We start from the raw sequence: 17,575 nt of genomic DNA on the forward strand, positions 1-17,575 counted from the left end.
CCGCGGCCGGTTTCCGCGTGCGCGATCCGGCGGCCCGCGACGAGCGGCGGTCCCCGCGTCCTGCCGGACCGGCCCCGCGTCGCTCTGTCATCTCACACCTCGAAAGTCGGCTGAATTCGTGGCGGCACCCGCGGATCGCGGGCGCCGCAACACGACAGCTCCGACGGTACTATCCCTCGAACTCAAAGCGGGGGAACGCAACGTCCCCGGCGTAGCGAGCCGAATCACCCAGCGCATCCTCGATGCGCAGCAGCTGGTTGTACTTGGCGACGCGCTCGCTGCGGGCCGGGGCACCGGTCTTGATCTGGCCGCTGCCGACGGCCACCGCCAGGTCGGCGATGGTGGTGTCCTCGGTCTCGCCGGACCGGTGGCTCATCATCGACTTGTAGCCGTTGCGATGCGCCAGCTCGACCGCGTCCAGGGTCTCGGTGAGCGTGCCGATCTGGTTCACCTTGACCAGCAGCGCGTTCGCGGCGCCCTTCTCGATGCCGTCCTCGAGGCGCTCCGGGTTGGTGACGAACAGGTCGTCGCCGACCAGCTGCACCTTGTCGCCGATCTGGTCGGTGAGCGCGACCCAGCCGTCCCAGTCGTCCTCGGCCAGCGGGTCCTCGATGGAGACCAGCGGGTAGGCGGCCAGCAGCTCGCCGTAGAACTTGGTCATCTCCTCGGCCGAGCGCACACTGCCCTCGAACTTGTAACCGCTACCGGCGGTGTAGAACTCGGTGGCCGCGACGTCCAGCGCCAGCGCCACGTCGGTGCCCACCTTGTAGCCCGCCTTCTGGATGGAGGCCACGATCAGGTCCAGGGCCTCGCGGGTGCCGCCCGGCAGATCGGGAGCGAAGCCGCCCTCGTCGCCGAGGCCGGTGTTGAGGCCCTTGCTCTTCAGCTCGCCCTTGAGCGCGTGATAGACCTCCGCGCCCCAGCGCAGCGCCTCCCGGAAGGTGGGCGCGCCGATCGGGGCGATCATGAACTCCTGCACGTCGACGCTGGTGTCGGCGTGCGCACCACCGTTGAGGATGTTCATCATCGGCACCGGCAGCACGTGCGCGTTCGGACCGCCGAGGTAGCGGAACAGTTCCAGGCCCGACGATTCGGCGGCCGCGCGGGCCACCGCCAGCGACACGCCCAGCAGCGCGTTCGCGCCCAGGCGGGACTTGTCGGGGGTGCCGTCCAGATCCAGCAGGACCTGGTCGACGGTGCGCTGCTCGACGGCATCCAGGCCGATCACGGCCGGTGCGATCTCGTCGAGGACCCCCTCCACGGCCTTGCGCACACCCTTGCCGCCGTAGCGCTCACCACCGTCGCGCAACTCCACGGCCTCGTGCTCGCCCGTGGAGGCGCCCGACGGCACGGCAGCCCTGGTCAGGGTGCCGTCGTCGAGAGCGATCTCGACCTCGACGGTGGGGTTGCCGCGCGAATCCAGGATCTCGCGCGCTCCGACCTGTTCGATGATGGCCACGAAAACGACACTCCTTCGGCTGCTGACTCGGTCCCGCCCACCGCCGTCCATGAGCAGGTCGCACGGCGAACCCGTGCACACGCGAGCCTAACGTAGGAGGGCTTCCTCATTCCGGCCACATGCCACCGGGCAACTACCCGTACTCAGGCCCTCCGGCCGACGCTGTAGGCGGCGGCGTGGTTGCGCACCTTGTTCATGTACGCGGTGGAGCGGTTGTAGGTGAACAGCGCCTGCTGCCAGCCCTCGGGGGTGGTGAGGTTCCCGCCGCTGGCGCACAGGTAGCGGGCGGCGGTGAGGGCGGCGTCATCGATATTGTCCGGATCGGCGGTGCCGTCGCCGTTGGCGTCCGCGCCCCAGCGCTGCCAGGTTTCGGGGAGGAACTGGAACGGGCCCATCGCGCGCACGTAGACCGGCTCGGCGGGGTCCGAGGTCGCGGCCTCGTCGACTATCCGCTGGATGCCCGGGGATCCGTCCAGCGGCACGCCGCGGATCGGCGGGCTCACCTGACCGTCGGCGTCGAGGCGGGAACTGCCGTGACTGCCGTGCTTACTCTCGACCCGCGCGATTCCGGCGAGGGTGGTCCAGGCGATGCCGCAGTCCGGGCGCGAGCGGGCCATGATGGCCGCGGCGTATCCGTACGCCTCCAGCGCCACCACGGGGATGCCGAGGGCGTCGGACTGCTCCTCGGCCCAGCCGCGCAGCTGCACGGCCGTGCGCCCGGGCGCGTCGAGATCGATCGCGGGGACGGGTGTTCCCGCGCCCGGCGGAATTCCCTCGGGAATCGGCGGCAGGTCCTCCCCCACACCGCATCCGGACAGCACGACCGCCGCCGCGACGACCGCCAGCACGCCGGCGCGGACCTTGGAAACGGCGCGAGCACCGGCTTTTTTCGGACGCACCCCTCCATCATCCAGATCCCAGGGGCACTGCGGTTGCGCCACGCGCACCACCACATTCGGCACCCTCCGTGATCGCGATCACGTGTCGATCCGGGAAGACAGTTGTGTGGGACTCTGAGTCCCACGTATTCTCGACGGTGAGTTCGAGTTCAGGAGGCACCGATGACGCTGTCCGACACCATGCACACCGACCCGTTCGGCCCCGAATACCGCGAGGCGCTGACCACCCTGTCGGAAGGATCGGTGCACCGGCATTTCGATCCCTACCTCGACATCGATTGGGACAGTCCGGAGCTGGCGATCGACCCGGACGATCCGCGATGGGTGCTCGACCCGGAGATCGACCCGCTCGGGGCGACCCGCTGGTACCGGGAGCTGCCGCGGCAGCAGCAGATCGAGATCGGCATGTGGCGCATCGCCAATGTCGTGAAGGTCGGCGCCGCATTCGAGAGCATCCTGATCCGGGGAATGATGCAGTACATCATGAAGCTGCCCAACGGGTCGCCCGAGTTCCGGTACTGCCTGCACGAGATGACCGAAGAGTGCAACCACATCCAGATGTTCCAGGAGCTGGTGAACCGGATCGGCGTCGACGTGCCCGGGATGCGGCCCGCGTTCAAGCTGTTCTCGCCGCTGATCGGGGTGGCGGGCGGCTACTTCCACGTCATCCTGTTCATCGGCATCCTCGGCGGCGAGGAGCCCATCGACCGTTATCAGAAGGCGGTCATCCGCGCCGACGGCGCAATGCCGCCGATGGTGTTGCGCACCATGCAGATCCATGTCGCCGAGGAGGCACGGCACATCTCGTTCGCCCACAAGTACCTGCACGCCCACATCGACAAGATGGGCGTGCCCGCGAAGGCGGTGTGCGCGTTGGCCTTTCCGCTGGCGATGCGGTGGCTGGCCGGGGAGATCATGGCGCCGCCGCGCTCGTTCGCCCGGCGCTTCGACATCCCGCGCGAGGTCATCAAGGAGGCGTTCTGGCGGGCACCGGCCTCGCGGCGGATCCTGTCGGGCTACTTCGACGACGTGCGCAAGCTGGCCGACGATCTCGGGCTGCTGCCCGCACCGGCTCGAATGCTGTGGCGCGCATTGAATATCGACGGACCCACGTCCCGCTACCGCAGCGAACCCGTGCGCCGGGCGGCGTGAGTCCAGTCAGCGCCCTCGCCCATGGTCCTGGCGCGCCCCCACTCGTGGTCCCGGCGCGCCCGCACCCATGGTCCGGACGCGCCCCCGCCTGATTCCGGCACGGCCCCACCCTGATTTCCGGCACGCCCCACCCTTATTTCCGGATTTCCGGCACGCTTTTGGCCGGAATCACTGTCCGTCCTGCGCGACGGCCAGAGCCTCGATCAGCTGCAGCAGCGGCTGGTCCCGGTCCAGCGTGAGGCCGTGGGCGCGGGCCACGCCGTCCAGAATGCTCCAGGCATAGCTCGCGACCTCGGAGATCAGCTCGGCCCGGCTCAACGTCGGATCGGGCTCGTGCGCCCACCGGGTCACGGTCGCCTCGGCCATGGAGACGATGGCGAAGGTCATGGTGTCCACGACCGGCGGGTCGGCCACGCCGACGGCACCGGCCAGCCCGGACACCAGCCCCTCGCCTCGCGCCGTAATGCGGATCATCAAGCCGCTCAGCGCATCCCGGTCCTCCGGATCGCCCGCCGCGGGACCGGTGCGCAGGAATTCGTGCTGACGCGGGTGATCGCCGATCCAGTCCACGACCACGGCGACCGCGCGGGCCAGGATTTCCCCGATCGACCCGTCGCCGATGTCCAGCGCGGCGTCCAGCGCATCGGTGAACCGTTCGCCGATCGTGGTCCGGACCCGGCGCTCGAGCTCCTCCAGGCCGGAGAACTGCCGGTACAGAACGGATTTCGCCAACCCTGCGCGCGCCGCGATCTGCTGCGCCGAGAGACCCGTACCCGGCGGGTTCTCCTCCAGCAGTTCGATCGCCGCCTCCACCAGGCGCACCCGCCGCGCATCGTTGTGCGGTTGCCAGCGCGCCTGCCGACCCCCGACCGGCACCGATGAGGTAGCTGCACCCGACACCAATCGAGTGTAAGCGCCGCCTGCTGCCGTTCCGATGTTGCTGTGCCCGGCAAGCCGGTCGCAGTCTCGCCGCCATCCTCAGCACGGACCGCGTACCCGCCACTCATAATGGCCCGGCCTCGACCCCGTTACCCCGCGACCAGTACGGCACCACGTGCGGATTGTGTACCGCCGTCACGAACTTCGCGGCCGACTCCGCATCGGCGAGGCTGTGGTACGGCCCCCATACCCCATTCGGGCACGGACCATCGTGGCTGCCGCAGCCGCCGCCGGTAGTCACGATCGCCCACCGCGCGAAAAGCTCAGGTTTTCTCCAGGCTACCGGCCCGCCGTTCATCCGAACCGCCCTCCACGGATATTTTCCGGACATCAAGACACCGCCCTTCGCCGCCTTCGTTTATACGTACTTTCCGGATCAACCGTGATGACGGTCGCTATATCGCGCAATTCCCGGGGAATTTCGGAGCCGTCGAGATGATGCAGATTGGGAACGAAGACGGTCTCGACTCCCAGACGTTCGACCACATTGATCAGCCGCCGCATCGGCCGGTCGGTCCGGCTGCCGAACGCTATCGTCTTCACCAGGTTGTATCCCAGACGCTTCGCGTGCGAACGTATTCGTTCCTCGTCGGCCGACTGCCGCGATCCGGATACGTCCTTGTCCAGGTAGCTGATCGCCGCCGGACCTCGGAACACCTCCGCCCAGCTCACGGCTCCTCCGGAGACATTGGCCCCCTGCCCGCGAGGGACGCACCACCGCGCGGGCAGGAAGATTCGGGATTCCACGCCCGCAGGCCGGTAAGCGTTCGAGCGAGGAGTTCCCGCGTGACATCATCTACTTTCGGAAACCGCAGTCTCAGCGCTGGCGGAATGGATAAACCAAAATCAATTGTCCAGAAGCCCGGATCGCGTTGCGGCAGCATGCCATCTGTATTGGCCATCGATTGACCCCCTGGTCGCCGATGCTGGGTGTAGGGTGTAGCCAACTCGCAGCGCCGAACCGGAGAGAACGTCGACCGCGCAGCCGGGTACACAACGGGGATCGAAGCACACACTGGGCACTTCTGGATGATTCGATAAGTAATCCATGGGGGTTTTCGCGTTCTCCCAGCAAATGATCCAAGAGGCGTCCGTTCTGTGATCCACAGATTTTGGTTCCCGTGATCCACCACCAGCACTCTGCGTGATCCACGACCGACGGAGGAACCACACATGAGCGAGACCAAGGGCGGACCGGCGAATACGAAACTGGCGATCGGTGTACCGCGACGGCAATTGGGCCGCTACCTGCGCGATATGCGGCAGGGGTACGGCCTGTCGATCCGCAACGCGGCCAAGGCGATCGGCGTCGGCGACGGCACCCTGCAGCGCCTCGAAACCGGCACGGCGTCGGTCATCCACGACGACCATCTCGCAGCGCTGTGTGAACTGTACGAGCAGCGCGACATGCTGTCCGCGTTGAAAGCGCTTGCGGCGCAGGGGAAGGTGCCCAACTGGTGGCATCAGTACGGCGACATCATCAGAAACACCTTCAACCTGTATATGGGTCTCGAGGCGGCAGCCGAAGAACTACGCATCTACCGACCTGACCTGATCTCCGGTCTGTTCCAGACACCGGATTACGCTAGAGCGCTCGATACGCTCTACTTCCCTGATGACACTGTCCCCGAATTGGAGCGGCGCATTCGTGTCCGGCGCGAGCGACAGCACCTCATCATGCGCAAAGTGTCTCCTCTCTCGGTCGACCTGGTGGTGGACGAGGGAGTGTTACACCGTGTCGTCGGCGGCCCGGTAGTCATGTCGAAGCAGCTCCGACATCTTGCCGACATGCCTGCAAACGTGCGGGTTCGGATTCTGCCCAACTCGGTGGGCTTCCCGCTCGGTATCGCGACCGGCCCCTTCACCCTCCTGGACTTCGGAGTGGACAGTAAGGGCTACCCGCACGAGCCGCCCGTGGTCTTCATCGAGAGCTACCCGGGGGACATGTATCTGGAGCGAACAGACAGCGTGCGGAGGTATCGCAAGGCGTTCAACGTGATCCACGGGGTAGCGTTGGCAGTGCCCGACAGCAAGCATCTGCTACGGCAGGTAGCCAAGGAGTATGTGCAGTGAATGTAGATCTGACCGGGGCGAAGTGGTTCAAGTCCAGCCGAAGCGCAGGCGGCAGCGATTGTGTAGAGGTTGCCCATCTCGACGCGGGCATGGTCGGCGTCCGCGACTCCAAGAACCCAACCGGCCCCGCCTTGGTCTTCACTCCGGGCGAATGGGACGCCTTCACCGCAGGCGTGCGTGACGGCGAATTCACCAGGCCCGGAGCTTGACCACCAGTCCGCTAGCCGATGGATGATCCGCACTGGTTAGCTTCCGCAGCAGGAGGTTTCGAGTTCGGTGGGCGCGAGCGCCGAGTTCTGGACGGTCAATCGGCGTCGATGCTGCTCGGGTCGCTTTGCGCAGGACCTCGGCGGCGCACTCCTGGCTCGCGCCCGCTCGAATCTTCCCGGTCACCGTCGGGACTGGCGGCGGTGACACTGCCCTGTTCACTGCTCAATGCTCGCTCGATGACGCGCATCGCGTCCTCGGCGTTGACCGAGCTGAGTTCCACCTCGACCTTCTGATCGCCGTTACCGTCCCACACAACAACTTTGATCGAGGTCCGGCGCGCACGGACGTAGTCCGGGAGCATCTTGATCGCCGCGACCAGCGGCCCGCCGGCGAGAGCGATCAAGCTGACCGATCGGGCGACTACCCGCACAGTCTCGGCATCCGGAACGAGGCTGCGTCTGTGCATGACCCCAGACTCCACCAGGAACTCGGCGCCGGTGGACCGCCGCAGGAAACGCCCCAGCTGCACCGCGTCAGACGTCGAGTCCTCGGGGACTGTCAGCATCATCTCGATCAATGTGCCCCTCCCCCACAGAAACCGGCGACGTCAGCAGGCACCATTTCGCAATCGTAACCGAACAGGCAACTGACCTGGCCGCGCTCGGAACGTGGCATTGCCGTCAGAACGGTGGCGGCAGATCCGAATTCGCCACGAACACCTCTGGCACGCGGCGCGGTCGGCGTCGTCGGCCGGGCGGGACGTGAGCATGGACCCAGTCGCGGAGTCCGGATTCGATATCGCTGCCGTCTATCGGCGAGCGGGCATACCTGCCGGGGACGGGAACATCGATGACACCTGCCGGCGCGACAGGCTCACGCGGGAACAGATAATCGGCACCTTCGGGTTCAGTGATCACCGATTCGCCTGTGGGCGTGAGCCATTCCTGGCGGCGACCGGGATACTGACGAGTTCGCCACCCATTGGCATCGTTATCGGCGAGCGTCTTCAACCGGTGGTGACGACGGCAGCAACAACTGAGATTGGCCTCGGTAGTACGACCCCCGCGAGCCGGGTCGGCATGATTGAACGGAACGTGATGATCGAGATCGGTGGCAACGGCAGGAGTCCCGCACCCGGGCGCCCGACACCCACCATCAACAGCACGGACAAGAGCAGCCAGCCGAGCACCGGGCCGATACCGCGACTCCGTCTTACCCGTTCCCGGATCAGGGGGCCTCACGAATTGACCGGGTTTCGCACGAACCTGCTCGGCGCCGGGAACCGCCAACGATTGGTGATCATCGCCATGCTGGCTCTCGGCATGACTGCCCTGCATACGGTGCTCATACCCACGCGAGCTATCGGCATGAGTGCTGGGCGTGTGGTGCTCATACCCGTGGGAGCTATCCGCGTCAATGGTGTGCGTGCGGTGACCGCCTTGCCAGCCAACGTAGGTGGTGTGACCGGAAGAACGTTGCCGATGATCAACGGCAGCGGTGCCTGACCGATCAGCACCGGCATCATTGCGCGGCCGCTGCGTGGCACCAATGTCGGTGCCGGACGCAATGACTACTTCGTCGGCCCGGCGGGCGGTATCGGCGTACCCACCCGGCCGATCCGTTGTCCTGCAACTGGACCCGGGCTCGGCGATGACAGCGGCGGGCCCGTTCTCGCCGACCCGGCGGGCCGCATCGGCGCACCCACCCGGCCGGTCCGTTGTCCTGCAACCGGACCCGGGCTCGACGATGACAGCGGCGGGCCCGTTCTCGCCGACCCGGCGGGCCGCATCGGCGCACCCACCCGGCCGATCCGTTGTCCTACTACCGGACCCGGGCTCGGCGGTGGCAGCGGCGGGCCCGTTTTCGTCGGCCCGGCGGGCGGCATCGGCATGCCCGCCTGGTCGGTCGGTGGTCGTGCTGTTCGATCCGGGTGGGGCGATGACGGTGGTGGGCTGGTTCAGGCTGGTGGCTTCGGGTTCGGGGAAGACCTGGTAGCGGGCGTGGCGGGCTATCTGGCGGGCCAGGTCGGCGTCGACGGCTCCGAAGCCTGCGAGGAGGGCCGGGTTGTCCTGCAGTCCGGCCAAGGTCTCCGCTGATACCCCGACCTGGATCAGAGGTCTGCGCGGCTCGTCCGCGGTGATATCGGCGTGGGGGCAGGCGCGGCGGCCGCACTGGCAGGTCAGCCGCGCGGAGCCGTCGGCCAGGGCGACCAAAGCGTCGGCGCGGCGTTGCCCGCTGGTGCGGGGGTCGTTCGTGCAGCACTGCGTGTTCGCCATCTCGCGTAGGCGCTCGTACAGGGTTTGGCCTCCGGCGGCGGGGAGAACCGCATCGACCAGGGCCGTGCCGTTGTCGTGCGCTGTCACCTGTACGTAGCGATCGTGCTCGGCCTGCTTGCGCCGCTTGACTTCTCCGGCGGGGTCGGCCTCCAAGACCCAGCGGCGGATGGTGCGCTTCAACCGGGACGGATCGACCGTTTCGGCGTAGGCGGCGATCCGGGGTTCCAGGACGGCGAGTAGCTCGGGAGCGACGTTCTGCAGTTCGGCGCAGATGATCTGCACCTTCGGCAAGTCGATGCGCCCGTCGCCGAACATTTTTCGCGTGCACGGGAGCGCGTGTTCGAGGGCGAGTCCGATGGCGATGTCGCGGTCCGCTTGCCGCTGAGAGGATTTCAGGATCACGCCGACCTCGGTGGCCGTGGATTGCCCGGCGAAGGCGGGATTGACCCGCAACTCCAATTCCTGGCAGCGCCGCCGCCGGTACAGCATCGTCTCCAGACGAATCCGCTCCGCCTGCGCCACCGCCAGCGCCTGGTGCGCGGCGCGGAGCCGATCCACCAGTTCGGCGCTGGTGTCAGCGTAGACGGACAATTCGTTCATATGTTCGATTTTATACGGGCACAACGCATTACGCACGCAAAAGTCGATTCCCGCACCCCTTACAGCGGCGACTGCCGAACTGCCGTCGTCCGCCACAATCGGCGTCGCAACGGGGCCGATCGAACCTGTCTCGGCGACGAGGACGCGACAGCCGTCCACACGGATACGTGTACTGCGCCACAGCCGATCTCAGCGCGGTTCGGCAGCAACCTCAGATGCCGCCTCTACCCTGATTTCCGCTCGGGCCGACGGGTCCGGGTGTCTCGACGGGTGCCGGGTACGGCTCAGATGTGGCAGCTGAATTGGTGGCTGACGTCGGCCGCCCGATACCTGTACGACTCGACCGCTGATTGAGCGCGACGGGTCAAGTGGCGACCCCTTGGAGGCAGCGGTAAGCGAGGGTTCTGAGCGCTTCGGCGAGTTCGGGTGGCTCGGTGACGGTGAAGTCGGTGTCCAGCGAGGTGATCATCCACGCCAACGACGTCGGCGAGTCACCGCCGACGTGCAGCAGACAGTGATGGTCGTCGACGGCTTCCAGCATGCCCATGCCGGGCCACAGCCGATCGGCGACCTCGAACGCGGGACCGTGCAGGGTGACGGTGGCCTGCCAGGGCCATGCCCCGGCGGACATGCGATCGGCCAGATAAGTGGCGAAGTCCCCACCGGGCGGGGTCCGTGTGGTGAAGCGGGGTCCAGTGGGCGTGCGCGGGCGGATACGGTCGATGCGGAACGATCGCCAGTCGTTCGGCCCGGTGTCGAAGGCGACGAGATACCAGTGCTGGAACAGGCCGACCACGGCGTGTGGTTCTACGTCCCGCACGGTCTCGCGGCCGGTGTTGTCGGTGTAGTCGAACCGCAGCCGCTCCCGCCGCCGGCACGCGTCGGTGAGGGCGAGCAGGACGTCGGAGTCCAGGCGTGATGCCGTGGCGTCGACACGGGTGACCGCGCGCTGCACGGTGTCGAGGCGATGCCGCAGCCGCGACGGCAGCACCTGGTTCAGCTTGGCCAGCGCCCGCCCGGCCGCCTCGGTCACCCCACCTCCGCCACTGACCGTCCGCAATCCGATAGCTACAGCGACGGTTTCCTCGTCGTCGAGCAACAGAGGCGGCAGCGCACTCCCCGCGCCGAGTCGATAGCCCGCGCTGCCGCGCAGCGAATGCACCGGATATCCGAGCGCACGAAGCCTTTCGACGTCCCGGCGTATCGTTCGAACGGTGACATCGAGTCGGTCGGCCAGCTCCGGACCCGGCCATTCGGGGCGTGATTGCAGCAGCGACAGCAGTCGCAGCAAACGGGCAGAAGTCTCCAACATGTGATCAGAATGCCCGAAAGTAAGGACAGAACCTGTCCTTACTCGTTCGTAGTGTTCGTTCTCGTTCGATGCAGCACAGCACGTGAGTGCCTCTACGAAAGGATGATCGCCGTGTCGAAGTTCCTGGTTCTGTACCGGTCGCCGATGTCACCGCAGGAGATGTTCGCCAGCATCCCGCCCGAGCAAGCGCAGGCGTTCGCGAAGGCATGGCTGGCCTGGGACGCCGGCGCCGGGCCCGCGCTCACCGACCCGGGCAACCCCACCCAGGAGATATCGGACCCGAAAGCGGGCGGGGACCACATCGCCGGGTACGCCATCATCGAGGCCGACGACGCCGACGCGGTCGACAAACTGCTGACCGGGCACCCCCACCTGGCCAACGGCGGCACCGTCGGCATCTACCAGGTCATGGACATGGCCGCCCCCAACTGAACCCCGACCCACCAGGTAGAGGTGTCCCCGCCCGGGGCACCTCTACCTCTCCGCCAATGTTGCGAATAGCACCTCGATCCGGCAGAACGCCCGAGGCGGTCCTACTCTCCACCCGATGCGATGAACGCGGCCCGCGCTTTTCAGCGGCCCCGCACTCTTCAGCCCGCGCACTCTTCAGCCCGCGCACTCTTCAGCCCCCCGCACTCCTCAGCCCCGCACTCTTCAGCCGAGCAGCGCGAGGGTCGCATCGTGTGTGGGGGCGGTCAGGATGCCGGGAATCGGGCCGGACTCTACGATTCGGCCGGACTCCAGGACGCTCATGCGGGTGCAGTAGCGCGACACCACGTCCATATCGTGGGTGATCACCAGCAGCGCCAGCTGGCGGTCGCGGCGCAACCGGTCGAGCAGGGTCATGATCGCCGTGGCGGTGTCGTGGTCCAGCGCCGAGGTGATCTCGTCGCAGACCAGCGCCGCCGGGTCGAGGGTCAGAGCACGCGCCAGCGCCACCCGCTGCCGCTGCCCGCCGGACAGCTCGTGCGGATAGCGTTGTGCCAGTTCGGGATTCAATTCGACGGTGCGTAGCAGATCCGTGATCGACTCGGCCATTTCCGATCTCGGCACCCGCCGATGCCGCCGCAGCGGCCGAGACAGGGTCTGCGCCACCGTGCGACGCGGATTCAGACTGCCCATACTGTCCTGCGGAACCAGCGCGACCCGCCCGTCGACCCGCACCGTTCCCGCCACCGGCCGCCGCAGCCCCACCACGGCCCGCGCAAGCGTGGACTTGCCCGCCCCAGACGGCCCAGCCACCGCCAGAGCCTCCCCCGGCCCCAACCTGAGGTCGATATCCGCGAGCACGTGCCGCCGACCGATCGTTACCCCGACGCCGGACACCGAAAGCACTTGCCCATCAACACCATTGCCCCCAACCTCGATCCCGCGCCCGTTCATTTCATGCGCCGCACCCGGGTCCGCCTCGCCCCCGTCCTCCGCACGCATAGCACTCAGACCTGCCTCACCCTCCCCACGCACACCACTCAGGCCTCCCTCACCCTCCGCGCGCACACCACCCAGATCTGCCTCGCCCTCGGCACGCACACCACCCAGACCCACCTCGCCCTCGGCACGCACACCACCCAGACCCACCTCGCCCTCGGCACGCACAGCACCCAGGCCTCCCTCGCCCTCCGCGCGCACACCACCCAGACCTGCCCCATCCCCGTCCTCCGCACGCACGGGGTCGTCTGCGTGCTCTCCGGGCCGATCACCGGCGGTCCCCCGCGGCACCCTGTCCGGCTCCGGATCGGATGCGGCCGTGAGGCTTTCACCGCCTCGCAGCCGACGAGGCCCATCGGCAGCTGCGGTCGCACGCGACACCGCCTCGGGCCCCACGCGCTGCGGGCCCTCGGGCTCTGGCCGTTGCACTGCCTCGGACTCCGACCCGCCGCGGCCCGGCACGGTGAAATCCGCATCGGAACCATGCGCGTGCCCCGTGTGCCCGTTCGTGCCTGCGGCCGTCCTGTCGTCGGATCCGCCCATCGCGGGGTATGGAGCACGGTCTGCAGAGCCGTTGGCCTGCACCCCGCGCGGACGGTGGCTCTCCGACCGAGATTCGATCGCGGACAGCAGCTCTCCGCCGACCATCACCTGGTGGTCGGTGAGTTCGTGCAGGGCGGCGGTGTTGTGGCCGGAGATCACGACGGTGGTGCCGTGGTCGTCGGACAGGCGGCGCAGCAGCCGGACCACCGCGGTGCGCAGGCGGCCGTGCAGGCCCGCCAACGGTTCGTCCAGCACCAGCACCGGGGTGCGGCGGGCGAGCGCGCGGGCCAAGGCTATTCGGCGTTGCTCGCCGCCGGACAGTTCGGCGGCACGGCGCCGCAGGTACGACTCGGGGAGTTCGACGGCCGACAGCGCCTCCAACGACCGTGTGTGATCGGCCAATTCACCGAGCAGCGACCGGACCCGCATGGTCGGGTTCAGGGCGACGCCGGGGTCCTGGCCGACGAAGGCGATCTGCTCCCGCCGGAATCGCCGCAGCGCGGCAGCATCCAGGTCCAGCACGTCGTGACCGCCCACCCGCACCGTGCCCGCCGCAGCGGCACCCGCCGGGATCCGGCCGAGCAGCGCCCTCATCAGCGTCGATTTGCCGCACCCGGACGGTCCGCGCAATGCCGTGACGCCGCCCTCCGGCACCTCCAGCGAGATCGGCTCTAGCAGCGTGGCGCCGCCCGCTACCGTCACCGAAAGATCTTCCACCACAATCACGTCCGGCTCACCTCCCGTCGACCGAGCGCGGCCGCGAACAGATTCGCGCTGACCGCCACGACGCCGATGGCCAGGCTCGGCGCCACCACCGCCCACGGATTCAAGAGGATCCCGGAGGCGTTCTCCCGCACCATGACCGCCCAGTTCGACTGCCCGAGTTCGGCGGGCAGCCCGAGGAACGCCGCGGTCGACACGATGTAAACCCCTTCCACGAAACGCAGGCCGAGCTGGGTGAACAAGAGCTCGCGCATATTGGGCAGCATCTCCCGCGTGATCAGGAAGGCCGGGGACTCCCCGCTGAGCCGAGCCGCCTCGACGTACCCGGTCGCCGCGACCCCGGCGGCGGCCGCGGCGAAAACCCTTGCGGAGTACGGGGTTCCGAAGGCGATCGCCACCAGCATCACGCCGAGGGCACCGGACTGCGGCCACGACACCACCACCAGCAACAGCGCCAGCACGGCCGGAAGCAGGATCGCCAGATCGGCCCCGCGCTCGATGAACACCCCCAGCCGCGGCCACAACGCGGCCACCGATCCCAGCACGGCCGCCAGCCCGGTCACCGTCACCGCGATGATCGCCGCGAGCAGGATCAGCCCCCAACCCCCGTGCAGTAGCTCGCTGAACACGTCCCGCCCGAGCCGATCCCCACCCAGCAACGCCTCCGAACTCGGTGCGGCAAAAGGAATTCCGACGGTGGCATCCACATCCCGCGGCGCCAGCCACGGCCCCACCACGGCCATGACCACCACAACCAGCGCGGGCAACGCCCGAACCACCAGCGCTCTAGTCATCGCCGCGCTCCCGTCCCGGCCCCTGCGGCACGCGCGCCCCGGCACGCTTCACACTCACATTCCCGGCACGCTTTTGGCCGGGATCGCTTTCAGCCGCCGACGGCATGAACGCTGCGTTCATCGCCGCCCCCGCATCGCCCAGGCGCGCAGGCCGTCCGCGGCCAGCAGCACGCACATGATCGTCGCCCCGGCCACGGCCGCCGTCGCCGCGGCCAGTGCCGTGTCGCGGTCGGCGACCGAACCTGCCAGCAATGCCCCCAACCCGGGGTAGTTGAACAGGCTCTCGACCACCAGCGCACCGCCGAGCAGCATCCCGACCGTCGTCGCGTAGGAGGCGGCGATGGCGGGCAGCGCGACCGGAAAGACGTGGCGCACCATCAGCTGGCGCGGGGAAATGCCTTCCAGCTCGGCGTTTTCCACGTGCGGAGCGCGGGCGGCGTCGGCCAGGGCCCCGCGAATGACGCGGGTGTTCCAGCCGGTCTGCGGCACCGCCAGCGCGAGGACGGGCAGCACCAGCATGTCCGCGGTGGCCGGAAATCCGGACCTCCCCGCCACCGTCACCGCGGGGAGCCAGCCCGCCACGAACGAGAAGATCATGATCAGCACCGCCGCGACCACGAACTCCGGCAGGGCGACCACCATCGCGGTCGCGGGCTGCAGCACCCGCGCCACCCACCCGGAAGGCCGTGCCGCCCACCACATTCCGAGGCCGATCGAGGCGATCACGGTGAGCGCGAACGCGAGACCGCCCAGCAGCAGCGTCTGGGGCGCCGAGGACACGAGCAGATCGGCGATCGACCGGCCGTGCACCGTGGTGCCGAAATCACCGGTCACCACACCGCTCAACCACGACCAGAAGCGTTGCGGCAGTGGACGGTCCAACCCCAGCTCGTGTCGCTTGGCGGCCACCGCCTCCGGGGTCGCACCGCGGTCCAGCGCCGCCCGCGAGGCATCGCCGGGCAGCAGTGAGATCGCCGCGAACACCAGCGTGAGCAGCGCGAACAGCAGCGCGAGGCGGCGCAGCACCAGACCGGCGGCGGCGACCCATACGCCGCCGCGCCGACCGGCATCGGTGGCGATGACGCGCTCGCTGACGGTACTCACGTCAGCCAGACCCGCTCCAGCTGGACCCGCCCGAATCCGCCCAGCGTCGGCAGATCACGCACCCGGCTGGAGGCGATATCGATGCCGTCGGCCATGCCCCACACCAGATATCCGCCGCGCTCGTGCTGGATCTGCTGCACCGTCCGGCCCGCCCTGGCATCGGCGGCCGGATCCGCCGAGCCCAACGCCGTGGCGGTGGCGGCGTCGAATTCCCGGTCGGCGAAGGCGGTTTCGTTGCGGTTGCTGCCCGAGACCATCAGCTTCGAGGCGTAGAACAGCACCGAATCGTTGGTCCCCCAGTTGACGGTGTAGAGCGGCGCGTGCAACCAGGTGCGGTCGTAGAAGGTGCCCGACTCCTGCACCACGACCTCGAGATTCACGCCGATCTCGCGCGCCTGGGTGGCGAACAGCTTGGCCGACTCCGCCTCGCCCGGCGCCTCCTCCTTGGTGAACAGCTGATACGTCGCGCCGGTGTCGAACCGCGCCTCCGCCAGCAGCGCCCGCGCCCGGTCCAGATCCCGGCGGCGCTGCGGAATGTCCTTCGCGTACTGCGGATCTCCGGTGCCGAGAATGTCGTTGGCGACGGTGCCGAAGCCCGAGAACGCCTGGGCGACCAGGGCGTCGCGATCGGCCGCCAGGCGCAGCGCGGTGCGCACCCGCGGATCGGCGAACGGCCCGTCGGCGGTGCGCATGGCGATCGCGACCGCGGTGTCGTCGGGGCGGCGGATCATCTGGAGATCACCGCGCCCGGCGGCGGTGCGCCCCGCGATGGCCCCGACGTTGGACGCCAGATCGATCTGCCCGCCCAGCACCGCGTTCGACATGGCGTCGACGCTGTCGAACATGGTGACCTCGATGGCCTCCAGCCGCGGCCGCGGCCCGTGCCAGGTGTCGTTGCGCACCAGCCGCGCGTTGCCCTGCCGGTAGGACTCCAGCCGGAACGGCCCGCTGCCGACCGCGGCGGAGAAGTCGGTGGTGCCCTGCTTGACCGTGAACGTCATGAGCCGAACCAGCAGGGGGATCTGGGTATTCGGCGCGGCCGCCGACACCACCACCCGCCCCGGGCCGTCGGCGGCGATGTCCTCCGGCCGCGCGACCGGCATCTTCGACTCGCCGCCGATCTCGCGCAGCCGCCGCAGCGACCACACCACATCGTCGGCGGTGACCGGGCTGCCGTCGTGGAATTTCGCCCCCTCGGCGAGGGTGAACACCCACCGCCGCTGATCCGGATCCGCCGACCAGGCCGACGCCAGCCGCGGCTGCACGGTCGGGTCGGCGCCGGGGACCGTGAGCGGGTCGTAGACCAGCGACGCGATCAGGAAATCGCTCTCGTTGCTCAGGTTGGCGTGCGGATCCCGTTGCAGTGCTGATACTTTGCCCAGGGCGCCGACGCGCAGGATTCCGGTGTCGCCGGATTCGCGGCCGCATGCGCCCAGCGCCAGCGCCGCACCCAGTCCGAGTCCGGCGCCCAGAATCCGCCGGCGGTTCATGATCGTCATCGCGGGGCCTCGTCCCTCATCCGAGTCTGCTATGAGCAGCCAAGGCTAACCTAATGATTCTGCGGCAGCGACCGGGCATTCGTCCATGTCGGACCCCGACAGACCGACGCGCCGACGCGACGCGCGGCGAGTTACCCTGCTAATTGCTCTCGGCGATACCGGTTCGCTATTCTTGTAGACACTCTTTAGGTAAGCCTTGCTTAAGTTCTCGCGAGGGACTAATTTCGCAGACCGAGTCTTCACCACCTGCTTCACCACCGTTGCGAAGAAGGGAATGCCTGGTGAAAAACGTTCTCTGCGAACGTAAGACACACCAACCCACCGAACCGGACGCGATCGAGCGCCGTGAACTGCCCGCGGCGGCCGCACAGGCCGTTCGCGACACGGCTCGCGAGATAGCCGTCACAATCGACACCATGCCGGGGTTGTCCGCGCGGGCCGCCGTCACCCTCACCGATCCGGCGCTGATCGAGCTGGTCGACACGCACGCCGCTCACTTACCCGAAGCGGTGCGCACCGTGCTGCGTCCGCCGGAGTCGGCCGCGGGCGCCGCGGTCGTCGCGC

The 17,575-nt window shown here is 68.3% G+C and carries 15 protein-coding genes and 1 pseudogene; 5 read left to right on the forward strand and 11 right to left on the reverse strand.

Annotated elements, in window-relative coordinates; genetic code table 11:
- Positions 1 to 169: 169 nt before the first annotated feature.
- Both eno and NM1_RS39320 read right to left on the reverse strand, forming a co-directional pair.
- Positions 170 to 1,459 carry a phosphopyruvate hydratase gene (gene eno / locus NM1_RS39315; RefSeq protein WP_068032704.1) on the reverse strand — a complete coding sequence of 430 codons (1,290 nt, stop codon included), beginning with the start codon at positions 1,457 to 1,459 and terminating at the stop codon, positions 170 to 172.
- Between the two features lie 143 nt (positions 1,460 to 1,602).
- Positions 1,603 to 2,358: a lytic transglycosylase domain-containing protein gene (locus NM1_RS39320; RefSeq protein ID WP_169814404.1), complete on the reverse strand. Its 756-nt coding sequence runs from the start codon at positions 2,356 to 2,358 to the stop codon at positions 1,603 to 1,605.
- Between the two features lie 162 nt (positions 2,359 to 2,520).
- On the opposite strand from NM1_RS39320, the gene NM1_RS39325 reads away from it, so the two are divergent.
- Positions 2,521 to 3,510 (forward strand): AurF N-oxygenase family protein, encoded by a 990-nt coding sequence (locus tag NM1_RS39325; protein WP_068032706.1) that lies wholly within the window; start codon positions 2,521 to 2,523, stop codon positions 3,508 to 3,510.
- Between the two features lie 168 nt (positions 3,511 to 3,678).
- Here NM1_RS39325 and NM1_RS39330 read toward each other — a convergent pair whose 3' ends face one another.
- Positions 3,679 to 4,410, reverse strand: a complete 732-nt coding sequence (locus NM1_RS39330; RefSeq protein ID WP_068032708.1) for a TetR/AcrR family transcriptional regulator — start codon at positions 4,408 to 4,410, stop codon at positions 3,679 to 3,681.
- A gap of 369 nt (positions 4,411 to 4,779) precedes the next feature.
- Complete coding sequence (locus NM1_RS39335) at positions 4,780 to 5,121, reverse strand: hypothetical protein (protein ID WP_246010872.1); 342 nt, start codon at positions 5,119 to 5,121, stop codon at positions 4,780 to 4,782.
- Positions 5,122 to 5,622: 501 nt separating this feature from the next.
- On the opposite strand from NM1_RS39335, the gene NM1_RS39340 reads away from it, so the two are divergent.
- Both NM1_RS39340 and NM1_RS41755 read left to right on the forward strand, forming a co-directional pair.
- Positions 5,623 to 6,522 carry a helix-turn-helix domain-containing protein gene (locus NM1_RS39340; protein WP_068032710.1) on the forward strand — a complete coding sequence of 300 codons (900 nt, stop codon included), beginning with the start codon at positions 5,623 to 5,625 and terminating at the stop codon, positions 6,520 to 6,522.
- Complete coding sequence (locus NM1_RS41755) at positions 6,519 to 6,731, forward strand: DUF397 domain-containing protein (protein WP_084520479.1); 213 nt, start codon at positions 6,519 to 6,521, stop codon at positions 6,729 to 6,731. Before NM1_RS39340 ends, NM1_RS41755 begins: the two co-directional genes overlap by 4 nt.
- 95 nt (positions 6,732 to 6,826) lie before the next feature.
- Here NM1_RS41755 and NM1_RS39345 read toward each other — a convergent pair whose 3' ends face one another.
- The 3 genes from NM1_RS39345 to NM1_RS39355 all read right to left on the reverse strand — a co-directional run bounded on the left by NM1_RS39345 (position 6,827) and on the right by NM1_RS39355 (position 10,920).
- The gene (locus NM1_RS39345; protein ID WP_147288909.1) at positions 6,827 to 7,309 is read right to left on the reverse strand and encodes a hypothetical protein; all 483 of its coding nucleotides are present in this window, start codon (positions 7,307 to 7,309) and stop codon (positions 6,827 to 6,829) included.
- A gap of 103 nt (positions 7,310 to 7,412) precedes the next feature.
- On the reverse strand, positions 7,413 to 9,704 hold the full coding sequence (locus NM1_RS39350; RefSeq protein WP_147288908.1) for an HNH endonuclease signature motif containing protein: 2,292 nt from the start codon (positions 9,702 to 9,704) through the stop codon (positions 7,413 to 7,415).
- A gap of 268 nt (positions 9,705 to 9,972) precedes the next feature.
- Positions 9,973 to 10,920 (reverse strand): helix-turn-helix transcriptional regulator, encoded by a 948-nt coding sequence (locus NM1_RS39355; RefSeq protein WP_068032717.1) that lies wholly within the window; start codon positions 10,918 to 10,920, stop codon positions 9,973 to 9,975.
- A 111-nt stretch (positions 10,921 to 11,031) separates the two neighbouring features.
- On the opposite strand from NM1_RS39355, the gene NM1_RS39360 reads away from it, so the two are divergent.
- The gene (locus NM1_RS39360) at positions 11,032 to 11,352 is read left to right on the forward strand and encodes a YciI family protein (RefSeq protein WP_169814405.1); all 321 of its coding nucleotides are present in this window, start codon (positions 11,032 to 11,034) and stop codon (positions 11,350 to 11,352) included.
- A 222-nt stretch (positions 11,353 to 11,574) separates the two neighbouring features.
- Here the strand turns inward: NM1_RS39360 and NM1_RS43425 are convergent, their stop codons facing one another.
- The 4 genes from NM1_RS43425 to NM1_RS39380 all read right to left on the reverse strand — a co-directional run bounded on the left by NM1_RS43425 (position 11,575) and on the right by NM1_RS39380 (position 17,011).
- Positions 11,575 to 13,617 (reverse strand): ABC transporter ATP-binding protein, encoded by a 2,043-nt coding sequence (locus tag NM1_RS43425; protein WP_246010870.1) that lies wholly within the window; start codon positions 13,615 to 13,617, stop codon positions 11,575 to 11,577.
- Positions 13,614 to 14,408 (reverse strand): ABC transporter permease subunit, encoded by a 795-nt coding sequence (locus NM1_RS39370; RefSeq protein WP_068032723.1) that lies wholly within the window; start codon positions 14,406 to 14,408, stop codon positions 13,614 to 13,616. Before NM1_RS39370 ends, NM1_RS43425 begins: the two co-directional genes overlap by 4 nt.
- A 117-nt stretch (positions 14,409 to 14,525) precedes the next feature.
- Positions 14,526 to 15,512 carry an ABC transporter permease gene (locus NM1_RS39375; RefSeq protein ID WP_246010869.1) on the reverse strand — a complete coding sequence of 329 codons (987 nt, stop codon included), beginning with the start codon at positions 15,510 to 15,512 and terminating at the stop codon, positions 14,526 to 14,528.
- Positions 15,509 to 17,011, reverse strand: coding sequence for an ABC transporter substrate-binding protein (locus tag NM1_RS39380; RefSeq protein ID WP_068032725.1), 1,503 nt, complete (start codon positions 17,009 to 17,011; stop codon positions 15,509 to 15,511). The genes NM1_RS39375 and NM1_RS39380 overlap by 4 nt, the downstream gene beginning before the upstream one ends.
- A gap of 281 nt (positions 17,012 to 17,292) precedes the next feature.
- Here NM1_RS39380 and NM1_RS39385 point away from each other — a divergent pair.
- Positions 17,293 to 17,575 (forward strand): annotated as a pseudogene (locus NM1_RS39385) (TauD/TfdA family dioxygenase); the annotation flags it as partial.

The organism is Nocardia mexicana NBRC 108244 (assembly GCF_001613165.1).
Taxonomy (GTDB): domain Bacteria; phylum Actinomycetota; class Actinomycetes; order Mycobacteriales; family Mycobacteriaceae; genus Nocardia; species Nocardia mexicana.

Coding starts and splice junctions, on each gene's coding strand:
- NM1_RS39380 (WP_068032725.1), bottom strand. CDS start 17,011: ATGACGATCATGAACCGCCGGCGGATTCTGGGCGCCGGACTCGGACTG.
- NM1_RS39355 (WP_068032717.1), bottom strand. CDS start 10,920: ATGTTGGAGACTTCTGCCCGTTTGCTGCGACTGCTGTCGCTGCTGCAA.
- NM1_RS39325 (WP_068032706.1), top strand. CDS start 2,521: ATGACGCTGTCCGACACCATGCACACCGACCCGTTCGGCCCCGAATAC.
- NM1_RS39340 (WP_068032710.1), top strand. CDS start 5,623: ATGAGCGAGACCAAGGGCGGACCGGCGAATACGAAACTGGCGATCGGT.
- NM1_RS39370 (WP_068032723.1), bottom strand. CDS start 14,408: ATGACTAGAGCGCTGGTGGTTCGGGCGTTGCCCGCGCTGGTTGTGGTG.